The 18,626-nt window shown below is 68.5% G+C and carries 25 protein-coding genes; all 25 read right to left on the bottom strand.

Features of this window, described 5'->3' with window-relative positions; translation table 11 throughout:
* Positions 1-4: 4 nt before the first annotated feature.
* Positions 5-1,018 (bottom strand): glycosyltransferase family 4 protein, encoded by a 1,014-nt coding sequence (locus tag ABZ135_RS01235; RefSeq protein ID WP_356690519.1) that lies wholly within the window; start codon positions 1,016-1,018, stop codon positions 5-7.
* On the bottom strand, positions 1,015-1,971 hold the full coding sequence (locus ABZ135_RS01240) for a phage major capsid protein (RefSeq protein WP_356690521.1): 957 nt from the start codon (positions 1,969-1,971) through the stop codon (positions 1,015-1,017). Before ABZ135_RS01240 ends, ABZ135_RS01235 begins: the two co-directional genes overlap by 4 nt.
* Positions 1,972-1,983: 12 nt before the next feature.
* On the bottom strand, positions 1,984-2,565 hold the full coding sequence (locus ABZ135_RS01245) for a hypothetical protein (RefSeq protein ID WP_356690523.1): 582 nt from the start codon (positions 2,563-2,565) through the stop codon (positions 1,984-1,986).
* Between the two features lie 57 nt (positions 2,566-2,622).
* On the bottom strand, positions 2,623-3,345 hold the full coding sequence (locus tag ABZ135_RS01250) for a hypothetical protein (protein ID WP_356690525.1): 723 nt from the start codon (positions 3,343-3,345) through the stop codon (positions 2,623-2,625).
* A 55-nt stretch (positions 3,346-3,400) separates the two neighbouring features.
* Positions 3,401-4,837, bottom strand: coding sequence for a phage portal protein (locus tag ABZ135_RS01255; RefSeq protein ID WP_356690527.1), 1,437 nt, complete (start codon positions 4,835-4,837; stop codon positions 3,401-3,403).
* Entirely contained in the window at positions 4,834-6,564 is a 1,731-nt protein-coding gene (locus tag ABZ135_RS01260) for a terminase (protein ID WP_356690529.1), read from the bottom strand. Before ABZ135_RS01260 ends, ABZ135_RS01255 begins: the two co-directional genes overlap by 4 nt.
* A complete protein-coding gene (locus tag ABZ135_RS01265) occupies positions 6,557-6,994 on the bottom strand; it encodes a hypothetical protein (protein WP_356690531.1) in 438 nt (145 codons plus the stop codon). The genes ABZ135_RS01260 and ABZ135_RS01265 overlap by 8 nt, the downstream gene beginning before the upstream one ends.
* A gap of 82 nt (positions 6,995-7,076) precedes the next feature.
* On the bottom strand, positions 7,077-7,712 hold the full coding sequence (locus tag ABZ135_RS01270; protein WP_356690533.1) for a bifunctional DNA primase/polymerase: 636 nt from the start codon (positions 7,710-7,712) through the stop codon (positions 7,077-7,079).
* Between the two features lie 235 nt (positions 7,713-7,947).
* Complete coding sequence (locus tag ABZ135_RS01275) at positions 7,948-8,112, bottom strand: hypothetical protein (RefSeq protein WP_356690535.1); 165 nt, start codon at positions 8,110-8,112, stop codon at positions 7,948-7,950.
* A 28-nt stretch (positions 8,113-8,140) separates the two neighbouring features.
* Positions 8,141-8,353 carry a hypothetical protein gene (locus ABZ135_RS01280; protein ID WP_356690537.1) on the bottom strand — a complete coding sequence of 71 codons (213 nt, stop codon included), beginning with the start codon at positions 8,351-8,353 and terminating at the stop codon, positions 8,141-8,143.
* A gap of 289 nt (positions 8,354-8,642) precedes the next feature.
* On the bottom strand, positions 8,643-9,509 hold the full coding sequence (locus ABZ135_RS01285; RefSeq protein ID WP_356690539.1) for an NAD-dependent epimerase/dehydratase family protein: 867 nt from the start codon (positions 9,507-9,509) through the stop codon (positions 8,643-8,645).
* A complete protein-coding gene (locus ABZ135_RS01290) occupies positions 9,509-10,108 on the bottom strand; it encodes a class I SAM-dependent methyltransferase (RefSeq protein WP_356690541.1) in 600 nt (199 codons plus the stop codon). The genes ABZ135_RS01285 and ABZ135_RS01290 overlap by 1 nt, the downstream gene beginning before the upstream one ends.
* Positions 10,105-10,848, bottom strand: coding sequence for a hypothetical protein (locus ABZ135_RS01295; RefSeq protein ID WP_356690543.1), 744 nt, complete (start codon positions 10,846-10,848; stop codon positions 10,105-10,107). Before ABZ135_RS01295 ends, ABZ135_RS01290 begins: the two co-directional genes overlap by 4 nt.
* 10 nt (positions 10,849-10,858) lie before the next feature.
* A complete protein-coding gene (locus ABZ135_RS01300; protein WP_356690545.1) occupies positions 10,859-11,134 on the bottom strand; it encodes a hypothetical protein in 276 nt (91 codons plus the stop codon).
* An 832-nt stretch (positions 11,135-11,966) separates the two neighbouring features.
* Complete coding sequence (locus ABZ135_RS01305) at positions 11,967-13,019, bottom strand: hypothetical protein (protein WP_356690547.1); 1,053 nt, start codon at positions 13,017-13,019, stop codon at positions 11,967-11,969.
* Positions 13,020-13,101: 82 nt separating this feature from the next.
* Positions 13,102-13,335 (bottom strand): DNA-binding protein, encoded by a 234-nt coding sequence (locus ABZ135_RS01310; RefSeq protein WP_356690549.1) that lies wholly within the window; start codon positions 13,333-13,335, stop codon positions 13,102-13,104.
* A gap of 341 nt (positions 13,336-13,676) precedes the next feature.
* A complete protein-coding gene (locus tag ABZ135_RS01315) occupies positions 13,677-13,943 on the bottom strand; it encodes a hypothetical protein (RefSeq protein ID WP_356690551.1) in 267 nt (88 codons plus the stop codon).
* A gap of 10 nt (positions 13,944-13,953) precedes the next feature.
* Positions 13,954-14,253 (bottom strand): hypothetical protein, encoded by a 300-nt coding sequence (locus ABZ135_RS01320; protein WP_356690553.1) that lies wholly within the window; start codon positions 14,251-14,253, stop codon positions 13,954-13,956.
* On the bottom strand, positions 14,250-14,477 hold the full coding sequence (locus ABZ135_RS01325) for a hypothetical protein (RefSeq protein WP_356690555.1): 228 nt from the start codon (positions 14,475-14,477) through the stop codon (positions 14,250-14,252). Before ABZ135_RS01325 ends, ABZ135_RS01320 begins: the two co-directional genes overlap by 4 nt.
* A gap of 20 nt (positions 14,478-14,497) precedes the next feature.
* Positions 14,498-14,899 carry an RNase adapter RapZ gene (locus ABZ135_RS01330; protein WP_356690557.1) on the bottom strand — a complete coding sequence of 134 codons (402 nt, stop codon included), beginning with the start codon at positions 14,897-14,899 and terminating at the stop codon, positions 14,498-14,500.
* A 29-nt stretch (positions 14,900-14,928) separates the two neighbouring features.
* On the bottom strand, positions 14,929-15,120 hold the full coding sequence (locus tag ABZ135_RS01335) for a hypothetical protein (RefSeq protein ID WP_356690559.1): 192 nt from the start codon (positions 15,118-15,120) through the stop codon (positions 14,929-14,931).
* Between the two features lie 11 nt (positions 15,121-15,131).
* On the bottom strand, positions 15,132-15,701 hold the full coding sequence (locus ABZ135_RS01340) for a hypothetical protein (RefSeq protein ID WP_356690561.1): 570 nt from the start codon (positions 15,699-15,701) through the stop codon (positions 15,132-15,134).
* Positions 15,702-15,796: 95 nt separating this feature from the next.
* A complete protein-coding gene (locus tag ABZ135_RS01345; protein ID WP_356690563.1) occupies positions 15,797-15,973 on the bottom strand; it encodes a hypothetical protein in 177 nt (58 codons plus the stop codon).
* A 95-nt stretch (positions 15,974-16,068) separates the two neighbouring features.
* The gene (locus tag ABZ135_RS01350; protein ID WP_356690565.1) at positions 16,069-16,425 is read right to left on the bottom strand and encodes a hypothetical protein; all 357 of its coding nucleotides are present in this window, start codon (positions 16,423-16,425) and stop codon (positions 16,069-16,071) included.
* A gap of 143 nt (positions 16,426-16,568) precedes the next feature.
* The gene (locus ABZ135_RS01355) at positions 16,569-18,620 is read right to left on the bottom strand and encodes a hypothetical protein (protein WP_356690567.1); all 2,052 of its coding nucleotides are present in this window, start codon (positions 18,618-18,620) and stop codon (positions 16,569-16,571) included.
* Between the last annotated feature and the right edge of the window lie 6 nt (positions 18,621-18,626).

Genomic DNA, 18,626 nt, shown 5'->3' on the forward strand with positions numbered 1-18,626 from the left:
CCTCCTAGGTGGTGATCAGCGCCTCCATGGCGTCGCACCAGGCGTTCAGGTCCCCGGTCGGATCCAGCTCGGCGCTACGGGCCTTGGCCCGCTTCGACACCAGCTGGTACTCGGCCCGCTGGTCCAGGAGCTTGCGGATGACGGACTCGTAGCCGTCGACGTCGTGCAGGTCGACGAACACGCCGGCTTCGCCGAGCGACTCACACAGCCCCGGGGTGGGGTGTGCAATCACCGGGATACCGGATGCCATCGCCTCGACGCCCGCGCGACCCCACGACTCATACGAGGACGGCATCAGCAGCAGTTTCGTGCGGCTGTACACCTTCTCCCGCATCTCGTGCCCGGGGACGTGGTCGAGGATCTCGACGTTCGGCAGTTCGGGCAGGATCTGCTCGCCGTAGGCGCCGCGGACCGCGAGGAACTGCGTCTCAGGCATGCGGCGGGCCAGCTTCTCGAACAGCAGGCCGCCCTTGTCCTCGTTGCAGTTGATCAACGTGACGCGGTCGCCGGGCTTCGTCCGGTACTCGTCAGCGAACACCGGCGGCCGGACGATGAGCGACTGGCGGGGCCTGATGCTCTTCGGGTACTCGGTGAAGAACAGCTCGGACTCGCGGTGCATCCACTGCGAGTTGTAGACCGCCAGGGCAGTGTCCCCGGACGCCATCTGCCGGAAGCTCGGCAGGTGCGTGTTGTGGCAGACCACCACGAGCGGCCTGCCGAAGCCACGGGCCAGCGCTCCAGCCGACGGAACGTTCTCCAGGTGAGAGACGACCACATCCGCCTTGCGGATCGCCGAGCCCGCGTCCAGCCGCGCCTCCAGCGGCACGACCTGCACGCCGTCCAGGTTGTAGGGCTCCCTGTCGTCGGTGTACCGAGAGAGCCACACCGAGACGTCGTGGCCGCGGTCGACGAGCGCCCGCAGCATGCTGTGGACCATCCACTCGGCTCCCGCGTTGTGGCGGGGCGGGTAGCCGTGCAGCCGGGCGACGATCTGCATCGCCCGGCCGCCCAGGGTCACGAGGCGCCGCCGGCCGCCAGGTACTTGACGAACGCCTCCTCGTCGCCGAGGACGAAGCCGTAGTACGCCTCCGCGAGGAGGAGCACCAGGTTCTCCTGGAACGCGGAGTGGACGCCGCCGTCCTCGTCGATGTACGTCGCCTCGCGGCTGATCTTGACGGTGATGTCCATGCCGACGCCGTAGGCGGTCTGGGACCAGTCGCCGCCGATGCCTCGCAGGCCAGTGTCGATGGTCCCGGACTGGCGGCGCAGCTTGCCGGAGACGGACCGGGAGTAGGCGACCGGCTCGCCGACGAGCGTGCCCGCGAGGGCTGCACCGGTACCGGGCTGGGTGGTGTCGACGAAGATCGGGCGGCCGGTGGTGTCGGTCGCTCCGAGCAGGCTGGGCTTCATCCGGTGGTCCAGGACGGTGCCGGTGTAGTCCCAGTCGTCGTCGATGGTCTCCTTCATGCCCTTGACAATGTCGCCGTAGATGCCGCCGTTGGCCTGCGTGGTGCCGCCGATGGTGACGCTCTTGGACGTCATCGCCAGGTAGTCCGGGAAGGGTCCGGTGGCGCCCTTCATCGTCTTGCCGTGGATCGTGGCCCGATCGAAGGCGCGGGCGAAGGCGGTCGGCAGGTCGCGCTGGAGCTGCGTCCACAGGCCCGCGGCGTTGGAGTTCGCGACCTCCATCGCGACGGGGATGAGGACGGCGATCTTCTTGCCGGTCATCTGCTTGATGTCGACCCCGCCGGTGCTGATCGGCTTCCGGCCGGCCTGCTCGACCCAGTCGGCCGTCGGGACGTCCAGCGGCACCGGCACCGCGGTGTTCGCCGTCATCGCCAGCGGCACGCGCTTGGCGAGCGACATGACTGCCGACTGCTCGACGCTCTTCTCGAAGATGGGCCCGACGAGGGTCTCGGGCAGGAAGGTCGAATCGATGTCCGACAGCTTGATGGGCGGCGTAGCAGCCATGGTCTACCTCTCTCAGCGGCCGTTGAGGGCCCGTTGCATGAAGCCCGCGAACTCTTCCGCCGGGCTGTTGGGGGTTCGGTTGCCGTTGCCTGACGAGCCCTGGGTGCGGTCCGGCCGCGGCGAGCGCGGCCCGTCGGGCGCCTTCGCCCAGTGCGGCTTGCGCTTGAGGAGATCGGCCAGGTCACGCTTGATGGCCTCGGTGTCGATGACGCCGTCGTCGTCCACGTAGTCCGGCAGGTTCAGGGCGCTGGCCGCGTCCTCTGGGTCGGCGAACTCCTTCGCGGCGAGCGCCTCGACCTTCGAGGCAACCGCTGTACGGATCGCCTTGGCCGCCTTCTCCTGCTGCGCGGCGAGCTGCTCGGCGAGTCGCTCCTGCTCCGACTTCTGCGCGTCCTCGAGCTCCTTCGCCTTGCGGGCGAGCGGCTCGAGCTCCTTGAGACGATCGCGGAGGCTCTTGTTCTCCGCGTTCTTCTTGCTGATCGCCCTCTTGGCGCGGTCCGCGTCGAAGAGCTCCTCGTCGGATCCCTCCGCCTCCGGGGCGGTCTCGGGCTCCTGCTGCTCTTCGACCTCTTCGATCTGGGTCTCTTCAGGCATGGTGAACTGGCCCTCCAGGGGCTGAGAAAGGCCGCCTCCAGGGCGACCTTGGGTGGGTCAGTGCGCGGCCGGCAAGGGGTGCCGGTCGTGCTCGGCGAGAGCCCGCCTGAACAGGCGGAGCTGGTCGCCGGAGTGGCCCTGGGCGTACTCGCGGTACAGCCGGTCCCACTCCGCCGCGTGCGCAGACAGTTCGAAGCTCTGGCCACGGAAGACAGGAATGATCGTGCAGTGGCAGTTGTCGTGGAACTTCACGACGCTGTCGTCTCCGGTGAAGCGCTCGTCGGAGTCCCGGCCGGCTGTCTGGGCGTTCTTGTACACGGCGCCCCTGCTGGCCAGAAGCTTGCAGAACGAGCACCCGCCCAGGGCGGCGGCACGGGCGTAGGCTACGGCGCCGGGATCCCGCTGCACCGACTGCCGCATCGTGGCCCGCGCCTGGTCGGCGACCAGCTTCTGGGCCACCCCCTCCGCGCGACGCTCGGCCTCCTCCAGCCGGACACTGAACGGCGCCTGCACCGTCTCGGTGGGCCACAGATCCTTGGTCGCCCACCTAAGGCTTGCCGTGACCTGCTCCTCGGGCACTGGGCTGGAGAGCCTGGCGCTGAACCGGCCCGGAGGGCCCGCACCAGCGCGCTGCCGGTCGTAAGAGTCGGCGGCCAGCGACGCCGCTGCAGCACCGTACTGGTCCACCAGCGCCCGGACGGCCGCACGCCACAGCGACAGGGACTCCTCGAGCCGGGATGGAACAATGAGCCGCCTCAGGGCTCGGATGTCCCGGATCAAGAGCCGAGTCAGTGCTGACTGAGCAGCCCGCGAACGGGCTGCCTGTGGAGAGGCATCAGAGATCGTCGCCACCGTCTGCCTCCGGCTCCCGCTGCGGCTCCTCTGGTGCCGACCCAGAAGCCTGCGTCAGCCGGGCGAGCAGCGCATTGCCCTCGGCTCGGCGGCGCTCGGCGGCGACCCGCTGGCGCTGGTCCTCAGTGAGACCCGCCATCTCCAGCGCCACCTCGGAATCGGCAGGCAGAAGACCGGCCTGCACCATCTTCACGGCGGCATCCGTCTGGGCGGCGATCGTCGGCGTGGCCGGGTTCCGCCACAGCGTCTCGATACGGCGCGACGGATCCGGCGGCTCGCCGTCTCGGATCCACAGCGCCAGCTTCATCGTCGCCCGGTGCGTCGCCCCGAACCGGCGGATCCGCCGCTCGGCCTTCTTGATCAGAGCGCCTTCGGAGGACCGGATGGCGTCGGCACTGGCCGGGTTGTCGCTGGTGTAGCCGAGCATGTGCGGCGGGACCGACAGCTGCGACGACATGATGCGCGCGTACAGATCGATGATCTTCGTCTGGCCTGAGGGGTCGTGGGCGGTGAAGGCACCCACCGTAGGCACGTTGCCGTCCTCGTCCCGCTCCAGCGCCAGAACGCGGCCGATGTACGTCTCCCAGGCACTCTTGGCGTTGCCCTCTGCATCCTGGAACGCGGACTCCGACGCTCCGAGGATGTAGCGCTGAGGGGCACCGAAGAACTCGGCGGCCACCTCGATGCCCATCAGCCGTCGGCACGCCGCATCCGTGATGGACTGAACCTCGGGCGTGATCTCCGACTTGCCGACCCGGTCCCCAGTACGCTGCCGGTTCGCCATCCGCAGCACCGGCAGGACGTTCAGCTTGTGCTCGTCGCGGTCGAGCACTTCCCAGCCGGCGCTCGTCTCCACCGCGTGGATCGTCTGCTGCGGCAGGTACAAGGTCACCAGGCGCTCATCCGGCGCCAGGCCGAAGTTGTACCGGTCCTGGCACTCCCGCAGGGCCTCCTGGGGCCGACGCAGTCGGGCATCCCACCGCAGAGTCATGTCCATGGGCGACTCGTAGGTGATGATCGGCGGAGCGTCGTCATCGTCCGCCGACCCGACGGTGACGTACTCGCGGCCATACGTGAGTGCGTCCAGGTGCGCCAGGCTGGACTCGTCGTAGAGGTCGTTGGCCTCGGCTATCTCCTCGAGCTCGGACGAGTCCGAGCCGTCAGCCCACCGGAAAGCCTCCAGATCAAGGCGCTGCTCCAGAGCCTCTACGCCGATCCTGGGCCATCCGATGACCGTGTGGAGCGTCTTCAGCTGCGGAGGGATGCTGATGCCCAGATCGCGGATGACCTGCTCGCCGTTGAAATAGGCGTCCAACAACGCGAGCTTGACACGCTGCGACAACAGGTCCGACCGCAGCCACGTCAGGATCTGCAGTTCGTCGTCAGACAGACTGAGCCGGGGAAGGGTGGGAATCGTCACCGGAGCACCACCACCCTTCCCTTGCCGCGGGCCGTAGACCGCTTCGCCCAAGCCGGGCTGTTCATCACCATTCGACGTAGCATCCGTGCGCCGATCGCGCAGACCGCCAAGTCGACCTTGCGGGCCGATTCGCGGTGCTCCTTGCCGATCGTGTAGCCCCAGGCATTCGTGCGACGCCGGGCATTCGCCACGTGCTGGCGCAGGACCTTGTGTCCGTCATGGGTCAACTGCCTCTCCAGCACGTCCCGGTAGAAGCGGTCGACAGCCTCCGTGAAGGTCTGCTGCCGGCGCCGGTCACGCATGTCCCACATCACTGCGTGTGCGCCGTGGCCCGAGGACACCGCCTTCAGCTTCAGGCGCTTGCCGTAGCGCTGCGCCCAGGCGTCGATGTAGCCGTCCCAGTAACGTTCACCATCCGCTTCGTCGAAGCCGGATCCCGGGTCGGCGAAGAACGCCAGCGGCTTGTAGGTGGCGAATGTCAGGTCAACAACCCCGTCGACCTCCTCGCGAGGCACCCGCCAAGGAATGTCGTCGGGCCAGTTCGCCGGCCGCTGCCACACTCCGATCGTCTGCACGTGGCCGTCGGACAGCCGACAGGCCACGAGGCCGGTCGCGTCGTCCGACTTGGAGCCGTCGAAGAACAAGACGATTTCGTCGCCGTCAGCGAGGCTGATGCCTTCATGAGGACAGGCGTTCCACTCGTAGGGCGCCAGGAAGGCGTCCTCGGCGGCCGTGATCTGGTTGAACCAGAACCGGCGGCTGCGGCTGGGCGGATTGCGAACATCGAGGATCGACGCCTTCAGCCGCTCGATGTCCAGCCAAGTCGAGTCACCGCGGACCGCGCGCAGAGTGGGCTCGATCCACTCCTCCGTCAGCTTCGCCTCGGCCGGAGCCTCCAACGAGTCGTAGAACAGGCCAGTGCCCGCCGCCCGGCCGGCTTCCGCCGCCTCGAACGCTTCCCTGGTCCGCTCTGCGACCGAGTCCTCCCCCGGCTCGTAGGCGTTCGTGTTCGCCAGGGTCCGGGAAGACCCGTCAGCCGACTTCGTGGCGTTACGCTCGATGACCGCAGCCATCTCGTGCCCCTGGTTCGACTCCAGCCAGTGGTGGGTCTCGCCCATGTTCACTGCGGTCGGCCGCCCACCTTCCAGCGCCCGCGGGGAGCTGGTCACGGCCTCGATGCGGGCCCGGCCCTTGTCGGCGTAGATGATCTCCTTGCCGAGGTCGATCCGAAACTCTTCGATCGCCCGCTTCGTCAGGATCGACGGGAAGAGGGTCATCGTGTTCCGGGTCTGGTCCTGGCTGACCGCAGCGATCTGAACCCAGGCGGCGGGATGCTGCCTGCCCAGCGGTTGCCCCGGCGGGACACCCCACTCATTGCCCTCGTCGGCGACCTCGTCGAAGCGGCAGGGGCCGACGAACTCGAACGCCGACCACGTGGCGATCAGCGGGTCCTTGCCCCAGCCCTTCAGGCGTTGGATGACACCGTCCCGCCACAGGAACCGGTTCGTCGCCGGGTCCATCGCGTACCACCACAGTGTCAGCCGTGCCTGCTCGGCGGTGTAGCGCCACGGCGCCCCGACGTAGTGCTGCAGGTACGTGGCCGACCAAGCCAGGGCGTGCCAGCCCAGCGTGTACTTAGGCAGGACGAACTTTCCGTCCGGGCCGCGCCGCCAAGAAGGGCCGATCGTGAACGGGGTGACGACGTCGGGGACCTTCTCGTCACCCACCGATCGAAGCGCGGTAGTCGGCGATCGCCGTCACCGAGGCGGGCGCAGGAGCCACGGCAGGCTGCCGCTCCAGCTCGATGCGCGCCCGGCGGCGGTCGCCCTCCGTCGTCAGGAGGCTGCCCATCACCGAATTGAGGGCAGCCACCAGCTGACCGTTAGGCGGCCGGTCGGTCTTCAGGGCCCGGGACATCAGCTCCGCCGCGTAGCGAGCAACCGCCCAGTCGGACGGCTGGTAGAAGGCGGCCTGCCCGGAATCACGCAGCGACAGGTACCAGTCGGCGGCGATGGGATGCCAGTCAGGGTCCGGCTCGGGAAGGTCGGGGAGCACGTTCGGCGTACCCGACGGCGCCTTGACCAGCGCAGGGCCGTCGTCCTTATTGCGGCGCCTGCGCTCCTCGGAGCGCTTGGCAATGGGACCTCGAGTGCCCATGACGACCTCCAGGGTCTAGACGCGCCACCAGGGCGCGAGGGGCGGGGGACTACTCAGCCCCGCCCTGTCGCCACCAGGGGCGTCAGACCAGCGAGGCGATCACGCCGGCTGCATCAGGCAGCTCGGCAAGCTCAAGAGGCGTACCGGGGACCCGGTCGCCGACGATGATGAAGCGGCGGTCGCTGTAGACCTCGAGAGCCAGCTCGCCCTGCCGGATCCGGCGACCGGCAGGAACCTCGCCGCGGAACCACAGATGCAGGCCAGAGCCAGACTTGCCGCGTTCCATGTACGTCGGGGGCAGGGCATCCAGAACGCGCTGCGCCCAAGGCAGGACCCGGCCCAGCTCGACGGCATGGTCAAGGTCGATGACTACCAGCCGGTCGTGGGCAGTCAGTACGAACCCGATGCCATCGCCGGCGGTTGCCGCCTCAGCCGTCTCGAAGTCGGACCACGTCGATGGGTCGTTGACCGCGGCGAAGCGGCCATCGACGCGCAGAGGCACCTTTCGCCCGCTGTACCGCACCCAGCGTGGCCGGGACGTCAGCTCGACGGGGATGCGGGAAGCCCGTTCCGACGCGATCCGCTCCTGCTCTGCCGCACGCCTCGTCCGGTACGCCGCCTGGCGGCAGGCCGGAGAGCAGAAGCGGGCGTCGGCCCGAGCCAGGAGCGGCATTGGACCGTCGCAGCGCTCGCAGTCGGCGTGAACGATGGCGGGCATGAGGCCAGTCTACCGGCTCGGCGTTACGGCTACAGTCGCTTGACCTGCATTGTTATCGACGAGCAAGGTACGCCGAGCCAGGTTCGTCAGCCGTGGGCGTTGCATCTCCGCAGGTCAGGGCCCTAGGGAACCCGTACAGGGAGTCAGGTGCTATACGGCCCCGATGGGCAGAGGGGCCGGCAGGGGGGTATCCCCCAGGGCACCGGCTGATCGTTGACCTCGCCAACGATCTTGATCAGGTGATCTCGTGGAGCCAGCTGTGAGCCCAGACGTCGGTCAGGTCAGGCTCGACAACGATCATGAGCTTGTCGGTGTCGCTGGTCGCGCTCAGGTGCCGCAAGGCGATCGGGACGCTGGTGCCGCACTCCGGGCACTGCACGGCCACCTGTCCCAGTCCCATGCCCTCCACCTCGCCCTGGCCGGCCACGTCAGCCAGCCTGCCGGGCGGCCGGTTCGGCGACGTCGTTTGCGTCGACTCGCTGGATGGACGCCTGCTGCGCACTCGGTATGGCCAAGCACACTCCGCCAGCATCGGAGAACACCGCCCACTCGCCCTGGAAGGAGAGGGTCAGGTTGGGATCCTCGACGAGGACATCCTCGCGTCGCTTCTCCAGGGGGTGCTGGATGAGGTATGCCGGCATCACTTCACCCCTGGGTGTGCTTCGGTCGGCCGCTTGCGCCCAGGCTTGGCATTGTCACGCTGCGCCTGGTTGCCCTCACGGCTGGACTTCTGGTCGTGGCATGGTCCGCACACGCCCTGCAGGCCGGTGTCTGTGTGGTCATCGACCTTGGCCTCGATGTGGTCGCAGAACGCCGAGGGCCGCACCCCGCAGATCTTGCATACGGGGTCCCTCTTCAAGATCCGTGCCCGGATCGCTCGCCAGTTGTGCGGGAGTCGCTTGACGCGATTCGACCGCTGCCATCCGCCGCTCATGCGGCCAGCGCCCGCTGGATGCCCTCTTCGAGGGTGACCTTGGGCAGGTAGAACTCGAGCATCTTGCTGGGGTCGCACACCCGGTGGTGCACCCCTTGCGGGGCGGAGGCAAGGTGCTTGAGCGGGGGCGTGTAGCCGACGGCCGTGGTGACCATGCGGGCGAGTTCGTCGAAGCTGGTTGCCCTGCCGGTACCGAGGTTGACCGGGCCCTCAACGTCCTCGTCGGCAGCCGCGAGGGTGGCGCCGACGAGGTCGTCGATGTGGATCCAGTCGCGGGTGGAGGTGCCGTCGCCCCAGATCTCGAAAGGGTCCTGCCGTTCCTTGGCCCGGCGGATGAACGCTGGGAAGGGATAGGCGTCGTCCTGGTCGCTGCCGTACCCGGAGAACGGCCGCAGGACGGTCATCTGCGTACCCTCGGCCGCCGCGTACTGGCAGAGCTGTTCGCCGGTGAGCTTAGCGAGGCCGTATGTGGCGTCCGGTCGGCCAGGCTGCTGGTAGTCGATGTCAGCCTCGACGAGGCGTCGTACCGGGCCGGGCGTCTGCAGGGCGACCGGGTAGGCGGCTGAGGAGCTGAAGTACACGGCTCGCGGGGTCTGGGTACGTGCGAGCCAGCGCATGTACCACGAGTCGAGGGCCAGGTTGGTGGCAACACCGAGCGGGGAGCCGTCGATGCTGGCGCGCCCGCCGACGATCGCGGCACAGTGGATGGCGAGGTCGTAGGGGGCGCTGTCGAACCGGAAGAGATCGAGCGCGTCCCGCCCGTGCACGAGGTCGACGGCGGTGACGGTGTCGCCCCGTTCGTCGAGCGCCCGGTGCAGGTGGCGGCCTACGAACCCGGCTGTGCCGGTCAAAAGGACGCGCATCACCCGGCGGCCTTCACGGCTCGGAACACGGGCCACGGCACGCCTTCGACGTCCAGGCGCTTGAGGCCGACGCGTGCGCAGACGGTGTCCTGCTGCTCGCGGGACCAGGTCGTGACACCGATCCAACTGCCGCCTTCACCTGGTTCGTCGGCGATGGGCCAGTCGAGGACGAGGAGGCCGTTGACGCGGACGGCCGCCCGCAGCCCTTCGATGATCTTCTCGCACGACTCGTAGGTGTGGTGGATGAGGACGGCGAGGGAGAACACGGCGTCGGCCTTCTTCCCGATGGCGCCGGCGAGGTCTGTCCCGTCGCTGACGACGGTCGTCATGCCGGGGTCGCGTTCGGCGAGACGGTTGAGCATCACCTGGGAGCCGTCGGCGCCGATGACGTCGTAGCCGAGCGCTCGCAGCGGCACGGCGACCCGTCCGTCGCCGCAGCCGAAGTCGATGACGCGGCTGCCTTCGGGGATGACCGTCGACAGCAGGGCCGCCTGGTTCTGCCCGGAGGCTTCGTAGGCATCCTCAGAGATGCTGCGGCTGGGGTGTATCGCCGTGGGGTCGGCTTCGTTCCAAGCGCCGATGATGTCGCTGATGCTCATGCTGCCTCCTCTTCCATGCCCATGACGTAGCGCGGCTTGTAGTGCTCGAGCTGCACGAGAAGCCGTAGCTTTTCGAGGTCGGCTTCGAGTCCGCCCTCGTCGCGGTAGTGGTAGTAGGCGGTGGCATCGGAGGTGGCCTGCTCGGAGCTGTTGCACTCCTGGTAGCCGGCGTCCATGGCGGCTTTGCCGATGGCCGGGTGCATGTGTTCAAGGACCACGTCGCCGAGGTAGGTGATGCGGCCCATGCCGCGGCCCCAGTCCATCCATACGAGGTCGAGGCACAGGTGGATGAGGGTGGGGGGCGCCATGTAGCCGAGGGTGGTGACGATGTCGGAGGTCATGGCGACGGCGGTGGCCATCGTCTCGCCCTGCAGCAGGTCGTTGCCGTAGACGATCCCGGGGCCGCCGGACAGGCAGATACGGAAGCGCTCGTCCCAGCCGACCGTGCGGGGTCGGTGGTCGTCACCCATGAACGCAAGGAACCGGTAGCGCGGCGCCATGGCCAAGGCAACCTGGTTGAGGGTGCCGCACAGCCGCAGTCGGCGTCCAATGACCCAGTGGATCCGTGGGTCGTTGATGGTCTCCATGTGCTCGCGGTAGCCGGCGAGCGTGGGGTCATCGTCGTCGACCGCGAACAGCAAGTCTGCGGTTGCGCCGGTTTGACGCCAGCAATCAAGGATCGCGGGCACGCTGTCGGGCCGGCCGCGGGTTGGCACGATCATCAGCAGGTCGTCTGCCACGGGGCCTCCTTTAGGCAGGCTGAGGGCCGAGGTTTTCCAGGGTCATCAACCATGGGTACGTAGCGTTGGCGTACACGCGCCCGGTGCTTGTGCCTTGGTGGACGAGAGCGAAGGTGGCCACGCCTGCGTTGAGATGGCCGGAGCCGACAGTGAGCATCACGCTCGCGACCTTCGAGAAGGCTGTCGAGGGGTAGAGCCAGGGGGCGCCTTCGGCCAGCGGGGACGATGTACCCGAGCCGTGGTAGATGGCGATGCCGCCAGCGCTGGACAGCATGGCAATGTCCATGAAACGGCCACCGTTGTACATCATGGCGACGTCGACACGTATGCGGTCGCCTGCTGCAGCGGCGATGGAGCACTGGAGGGGTGTGCCCGCAGAGTTGGTGACGATCGTCCAGCTGGGGGCTGAGGGCAGGTCGGTGATGGCGCCGTTGGTGATTCGGGCTTCGGCGGTTCGGTGGCTGGGTCCCGGAGGCCCTGGAGGGCCAGTGGGTCCCGTCGCTCCAGTGGGTCCTTGTGGACCGGCCTCGCCTTGGGGTCCGGCGGGCCCCTGTTCGCCCTGGGCGCCGTCGGCGCCTGGCGGTCCTTGCGGGCCTGCGGCGCCGGTCGGCCCCTGCAGCCCAGTCTCTCCTTGCGGGCCGGCGGGCCCTTGGGGGCCAGTGGGCCCGGCTGGCCCTGGGGGCCCCGGCGGGCCCTCGACTAGTACTGCTTCTTCCGGGGTCGGACTGCCTGGCTTCGGGAGACGTTCGAGGTCTGCGAACTGGACGGTGCCCGTTCCGTCGATGCGTGTCCAGAAGTGGATGCGCTCGCCGCCGGCCGGCCAGATGTCGAGCTCCCACAGCCATTCGTCGGGTGGGGTTCCACCTGGGGTGGCCGGGAGCGGTTCGATGCCTGCTGCGTCGGTGGGCAGGAGGGTGACGGAAAAGGCGCCGTTGGTCACCTTGAAGGGACCGCCGCCGGCATAGGCGGCATTGCGGTCGCTGTCCACAAGTTGGTGCGTCGGGGTGAGTCGGCCGCGGCCGTTGAACCCTGTGCCCGCCACGGCAGCGGGGAGTGTGCCCTCCAACGTCGCCGTCGGGGTGCCTACGGGGAAGGGCATTCGGCCAGCCTCCCCTCGGTCAGCAGTCGAGCGTGAGCGGGGGCCGCCAGATCTGTCCGTCGCCGGCGGTGCCGGGCTGCGGTTGGTAGTCGAGCGGTACGAGGTGGGTGTCCGCGTCGGTTTCGTTGCGGGTGCCGAACCACAGGTCGATGATCTGCCACGGTTGGCCGTCGAGGACGGTCACGGTCCGCGGCTGGCCGCCGCAGCTGTTGCCGTTGAAGATGCGGCGGCCGTAGGCGGGTGCGCCCCAGCCGACGTTTCCTGGCGCTGTCCAGCCGCTGTAGAGCGAGGGCGCAGTCGCGTAGCCGATCGGGGTGCCGGCGCAGTAGCCGCACCCTTGGTCGGAGTAGGTCAGCACGTACTGCTGCGTCGTCTCGTCCCACCAGCCGCCGGGGCCTTCGATCGGCCCGCCCATGTTCCCGATCTTGCGCACGCCTTGGCCGGTGCCTCCGGAGCCCGAGTAGGTGAGCTCTTCCAGGTTGAGCTGGTTGGCGCCCGGCATGGAGCACACGATCGCGGGCCGCTGACCGGGGCGCTCGATGAAGCCGAAGTCGCCGTTGCCAGCGCAGACCGAGAGCGAGGGCTTGTTGTAGGAGCCATAGGGCGTCACGCCGGGACCGCACGGGCCGGCAGGGCCCGCACAGCCCATGACGTTGTACGCGTTGGCGCCGGTGTCGGAGTAGTGCCTCGGTGCGTTGAACCACAGGACGAAGACGCCGTCGTTCGGGCCCCAACCGGTCCGCTGGATCATGCGCGGGTTGAAGCAGCCCTGGCCGGTGCCGCCGCACGTGACCTGCCACGACCGCTTCGACCACGGGTCCCACGACGCCGGGTCGAACAGTGGCTGCGGCATCGTCCATGGCCCCTGCGGGCTCGGTGCGGTCGAGACGCCGAATCCGCACCACGGGGTACCGCTCACGTACCACTGGTATCCGCAGCCGTACATCGAGCCGTACAGGTAGTAGGTGTCGCCGTATCGCTTCATCGTCGTGTCGTGCAGATCCAGGCCCTGGATCGTGAACGACTGCCGCAGGTCCGGTTCGACGGCCGATGACGGAGAGGCGCCGGTCAACACTGCGGCGGTGAGGAGTAACGCAGACAGCAGAGCACGGAGACGCACGGACGCCCCCTCCAATCAGTCGGGGGCGGTGCGGTCAGGCGGCGCGGGCGCCCGCCGGTAGGGCGGGAGTCTTTCCGGGCCTGATGAGGGCGTTGGTCTCTTCGTCTCTCACACCCATGTCGAGTTCGAGGATGTTGTAGCGGACCTTGCCGCGGCCGGAGCCGTAGCGGGCGATTCGGCCTTCGTGGGCCCAGCGGCGGATGGTGACGCGGGGGCGGCCGGCGTACCAGGCGGCTGCGGTTTCGTCGACGAGGATGACGTCGGGCATGGCCACCTCCGTCGGGAAACGCGAAGGGCCGCCCAGCGTGGGCGGCCTCAGCAGGCGCAAAGCTCCGATTGAGCACACCATATGTTCGGCAACCGGATTGAGTCAACCTATTGCCGTTTCGAGTGCGATAGGGGTGACCTATTCGAGAGACTGCCTTCATGGCGACGGTGTTCTCGGTGCAGGCGGATTCTGAGTTGGAGTGCCGGTCGGAACTGGACCGGTTGTGTGCCGTGTTCGGCTTGGCGCCGACGATGCTGCCGATGGAGTCGCGGGGTACGGGCCGGTGGATGGCCCGGGCGACACCTGCGGCCCCCGTCGAGGACGAGGGCCGCGGGTAGCAGTCAGGCGTTGGTGGCCTGGCGCTTGTAGTCGGCGATGCACTGACCGCAGAGGTCGCCAACCTCGTCGTCGAGGCTCATGTAGAGGTGGCTGCTGCAGTAGTAGCCACCGCATCCGTGCTCGTCCCCGCCGGGCGTTTTGCCGCAGAGGTGGGCGAGACCGCGGTCGATCTGTGCGTCGCATTCGTCGCGCTCGCATGTCGTGGCGACGTCGTATCCGGCTTCGATCTTCTCGCCGTTCCGGTAGATCTCGTAGCGGGCGTATCCCATGGCTTGCTCCCTAGTCGTTGTTGGTGGTCTTACCCAGCCCGCGGCTGGTGGTGGCGAGCCTCTGTCGGCGTCGGTAGTTCCGGTAGTTCGGGTTGACCTTGCGCGGTAACGGCAGGCTGAGGAGGGGGTTTTCCGGCGCGCAGTGGCGCGGGTCTGTGTTGATGCAGTCGATGTCGTAGGCGATGACGCCGTCGCCGCAGCAGTCGGGGCAGTCGGGGTCGGGCTTCCGGGAGAGGACGATGGCTGGCCTGAGGCCGCCGCGGACGTAGTGCGCGGGTGAGTAGGTCACCTTGAGTCGAAGTGCGTTCATCGGTTCCTCCGGGCGGTGGAGGCGGCCTTGAGAATGCGGATACCGGAGCCGGGGTCGTGGGGGCTCCCGACGACTCGGCCACGGGGGAAGCGGAGGAGGAGCTTGAGGATGTGGTCTTCGCAGCCGTAGGCGCCTGCGTTGTCGGCGTCGAGGAACAGGTGGTCGTGGACGCCTGAGCTGCAGGGCTCGTCGTCGATCTCGGCAGAGGGGCAGCGCTTGAACACTGGTTCTCCTTGGTTAGGCGTTACCGCGGTCGGCTGGGCAGGATGGGCTGGCTGATGTGCCGGTGTTGGACGTGCACTCGCCCGTGGCCTCGGAGTTGCTGGCCGAGCTGTTCGGCGATGGCGACGGACCGGTGACGGCCGCCGTAGCAGTGGACGTGGACGTCGATGTGTTGGTCGCCACGCTTGATGCGCTGCTCGACCTGTCGGCGGGCCTGGTCGACGAGGTTTTCGGCGCCGGGTGTGTTCATGACGTAGGTGGCGACGTCGGGGTTGAGGCCGGTGAGTTGGGTGAGCTGGCGGCGGACTGCGGGGTCTTCGGGCGGGTTGCGGAGCGCGGTGGTGTCGACGACGACGGGGTTGGTGGCGTGCGGCGGGTCGTTGTGGCCGGTGCCGTAGGACGTGATGCGGATCTGAATGGGCACGGATCTCCTTCGTCGGTGCGGGGTGGGGGCTACCGTCCGGGCCAGGGGCTTCCCTGCTTCCACCCGCGGCGGCGAGCTTCGTCGAGGAAGTTGTTGAGGTCTTCGGTGAAGGCTTCTTCGCGCTGCTTGTTGCCCTGCTTGCGTGCGAGGCGGATGGTGTCTCGTGCCAGCTCGATCGACTGCACGAGGTCGGCGTCTGAGGCGTCGTGGTACCAGGCCATGGCTGGTCCTTTCAGGAGCTGGTTGCGGCGGCTTCGCGGATGAGGTGGAGGACTTCGGTCTGGGTTCGGCCGGTGCGGTCGTTCCAGCGGTGGTAGGGCTCGGCGATGCCGCGACGGGTGAGGATGTTCTGGATGCGCTGGCCGGCTTCGCGGGCGGTGTGCTCGTCGCCGTAGCCGAGACGGCAGAGGACGGCCTGGGCGCCGAGGATGCAGCGACGCCCAGAGGTGGATCGGAGGGCGCCGCGCTTCCAGCCGTACTGCTCGATGACGAGGGCGGTGAGCTGGAGGTGCTGGGTGACGGTGATGTGCCGGGTCTGGCCAGCGTGGAGCTGCCGGACGATGCCGAGGGCCCAGTCGGGCAGGAGCCGCCACGTCTTGCTGGGTGCGGCGAGGGTGGGTGCCGCGGCGGTGGCGGGCTGGTCGGCGAGGGCTTCGGCGATGAGCTGGTCGGTGGTCTTGGTGACGAGCGGGTGGGCGGTGCGCGGCGCCTGGTCGGCGAGGTACTGCTCGATGTCGGCGATGAGCTGGTGGGCGTCGATTCCGGTGGCGGGCTTGACGGGGGGCGGGGCGGTTGTGGTCATGTGGTCGTCTTCCGTTCGCGGGAGGAGGGGCGCCCCTGGTGCTGTCCAGGCGGTCAGGGGCGCCCCACGGGGGATGTGCACTCAGCCGTTGGGGGTCACTTCTTCTTGCTTTTCTTGACGGCTTCCGCGAGCGCGCTGGCGTTCTGGGATGCGGTGCCGGGTCCTTCCAGCAGGGCGTGTACGTAGTCCTTGGCGGCCTGCTCGATGCGGGCGGTGTCGCCAGAAGCGAGATCGGCGGCGATGCTGTCGGCGGTCTTCTTGATGAAGCCCATGCGTGTCTCCTTGGTGGGGTGTTTGGGTCCGGGGTTGTTCCGGCTCCCCTCACCGCCCGTTCTGGTCGGGCGGATCGGGCAGCCGTCAGAACCGGCTAGGCGGCGATGTGCTGCATGCCGGCGGGGAGCTGGGTGTAGAGCCGGCGTTCGCGGTTGTGGAGCTGGGTGATGCTCTGCAGGCCGCCGGTGGTGGTGCAGCGGACCATGGGGTGGCCGGTGAACGGGGCTTTGTCGCGGGTGACTTCGTACTCGCTGTAGTAGTGGGGCTCGTCGTAGCCGTGGGGTCCCTTGCCGAGGACGTAGCGCTCGGCGATGTCGTGGATGACGTAGATGCGGTTGCCGGGGCGGATGTCGCGGAGGAGGCTCTTCTGGTCGCCGCGGGTGTCGTTGTAGACGGGCTTGAGGGCCATGATCGTGGTCTCCTTCAGGATGTCGTTTGTGGTGGTTTGCACCCCGGACGGGGGCATGGTTTGGACCGGTATGCACCCCGGACAGAGGGCGGACGGAAGGGGGATGTGACCCGGGTCGCGTCCGGGGCCTGTCCGGCCCCCGACCAGGGGATATACCGGGATAAAAAGGTGCGCTGTCCGGGCGGTCAGGCGCCTGTCAGGAAGGCCAGAGCGTCCATGAGGTCTGCTCGGCGGTAGCCGTTCACCCGCCCCGTCTTGTGCGGCACGGTGACCTTGACGGTGCCGCCAGCGCCCGCCTTCCGGAGGAGCTCCCCAAGTTCGTCGGGGGTGACCCCGTCCCCCATGAAGCGGGCCATCTCGTCGAGTTGGGCCTCGTCCCGCCCGAAGTGGTCCATGGCCATGAGAGCGCCCTGCAGGGCACCGACCTGGTCCCGCTGGGCCTCGGTCATCTCGTGCACAGCTCGGCCGGGAGCGCCGTCCCGCTTCGGCCCGCCGGCCGCCGACGACAGCCCGGTCACATCGAGCAGGTACATCTCGATCGGGTCTTCCCACTGGCCGACGAGTCGGCCTGCGGCCTGCCGGAAGTCGGCGGCCCGCTTGAGCAGTTCCGTGATCTCGCCACGCTCGTCCTCGTCGAGATCGAAAGACCGGGCAAGGTCAGTGACCCCGGCGAACGGGTCGACGAGCCAGCCCAGGCCGGGCCGCGGCGGGTCGAACTTAGAGGCGTCCCGGCCGGCACCCGCCTGGCCGGATCCGAGGATGGCGTTGGACTGGCTGGCGTTCTCGACAAGCATGGCCCACTTGGTGCCGCAGTTCATGCTGATGGCCTGCGGCAGGACATCGACCTCGGGGTACTGCGTGATGAGCACCATGAGGATGCCAGCGCCGAGGGCCACCTGCGACAGTTCCTCAATGGCGGCGAGGATCTCGTCACGCAGCGGCTTCCCGGGCCTGGTGTAGGTGGCGAGCTCGTCGATGACGAGGAGTTCGACTCCGCCGATCTGGGCGATCAGGTTGTGGATCAGCTTGGACTTGGCCAGCTTTCCGAGGTCCCGCTCGCGCCGGTCCTTGTCGGCGAGGAGGCCCTTGAGGAGGGCGAGGAGTCGCTCCGGGCTGGGCTTGAAGTAGGTGGAGGCGAGGCCGGCGCGGGCGTAGGGATCCCATTCGCCGTTGTGCTTGCCTGCAACGATCCGCAGATTGACCATCGGGTCCATGGCTGCGCCGACAATCAGGTTGGATGCGCCGACGCCCTTGCCAGAGCGGCTGCGGCCTCCGATGACCGTATTCTGGTTGACCAGGGGGATGTAGATGGTGTTGCCGCGCTTGCCGTAGGCGACGGGGATGCCGTTGCGCCACGAGTCGAGGGGCGTGGCCTGCTCAAGCAGCGGGGAGCGGCGGGCGATCTCGAAGGGGTCACTGTTGGCGAGCCACAGGCGGGCCTGCCCCAGGTGGTCGCCCTTGGTGATGTCGACCATGGTGACGTCCCGCTTGAGGGCGGCAGCGATCGACTCGATCTTCTTGCGGAGCTCGGTGACGGTGGTGGCGCCGCCGAGGTCGAAGGTGATCTCGCGGCTTCCGTCGGCACGGACGGGGGACGCTTCGATGATGCGGATGGAGTTGGTGAACCCGGCTGCAGCGAGGGCGGCGCGGAGCTCTGCCTCGTCCTGCTCGGGGTCGGCGGCGGAGAGCTCGTCGACGCCTACGGTGCCGCTGGTGAGGGCGACCGGGGCACCAGGCCGTCCGCTCCAGGCGCCAATGCCGAGAGCGGTGAGGGCGAGCGGGATGTCGACGAGGACACCCCCGAGAGCGGTGCCAACCACGATGCCGAGCGCGACAGTGGCGGCCCAGCCTCCGGTCTTCAGTCCGTGGACGAGGCGGTGCCGGCGGTACTCGGCGCGGTGCTTCTGCAGCAGGGCCCGCGCCTTGGCCTCGGCGGCGGAGTCGCCCTTGGCGGCCTTGAGGTCGGCCTTGGCGGTGGCGATCTGCTGCGGCCAGCCGTCGCGGTATCCGTCGACCCAGCGGCGGATGAGGTGGCCGTAGCCGCGGCCGATCTGCGGGACGTACAGACGGTGCTGCCAGGCGTGGTCCCACACGGCGGTCAGCCACGCCGGCTGCTCGGTGACGGCGGTGCCCTGGTGGGCGACGACCGTGCCCTCGACGGGCTGCTCGACGTTGTCCTTGACGAGGGTCAGCGCGGGCCGCTCGACAGCCTGCTCAGAGTGCGGGGCGGTAGTCATTGGTCC

Source organism: Streptomyces sp. NPDC006339, from assembly GCF_040612775.1.
Lineage (GTDB): Bacteria > Actinomycetota > Actinomycetes > Streptomycetales > Streptomycetaceae > Streptomyces.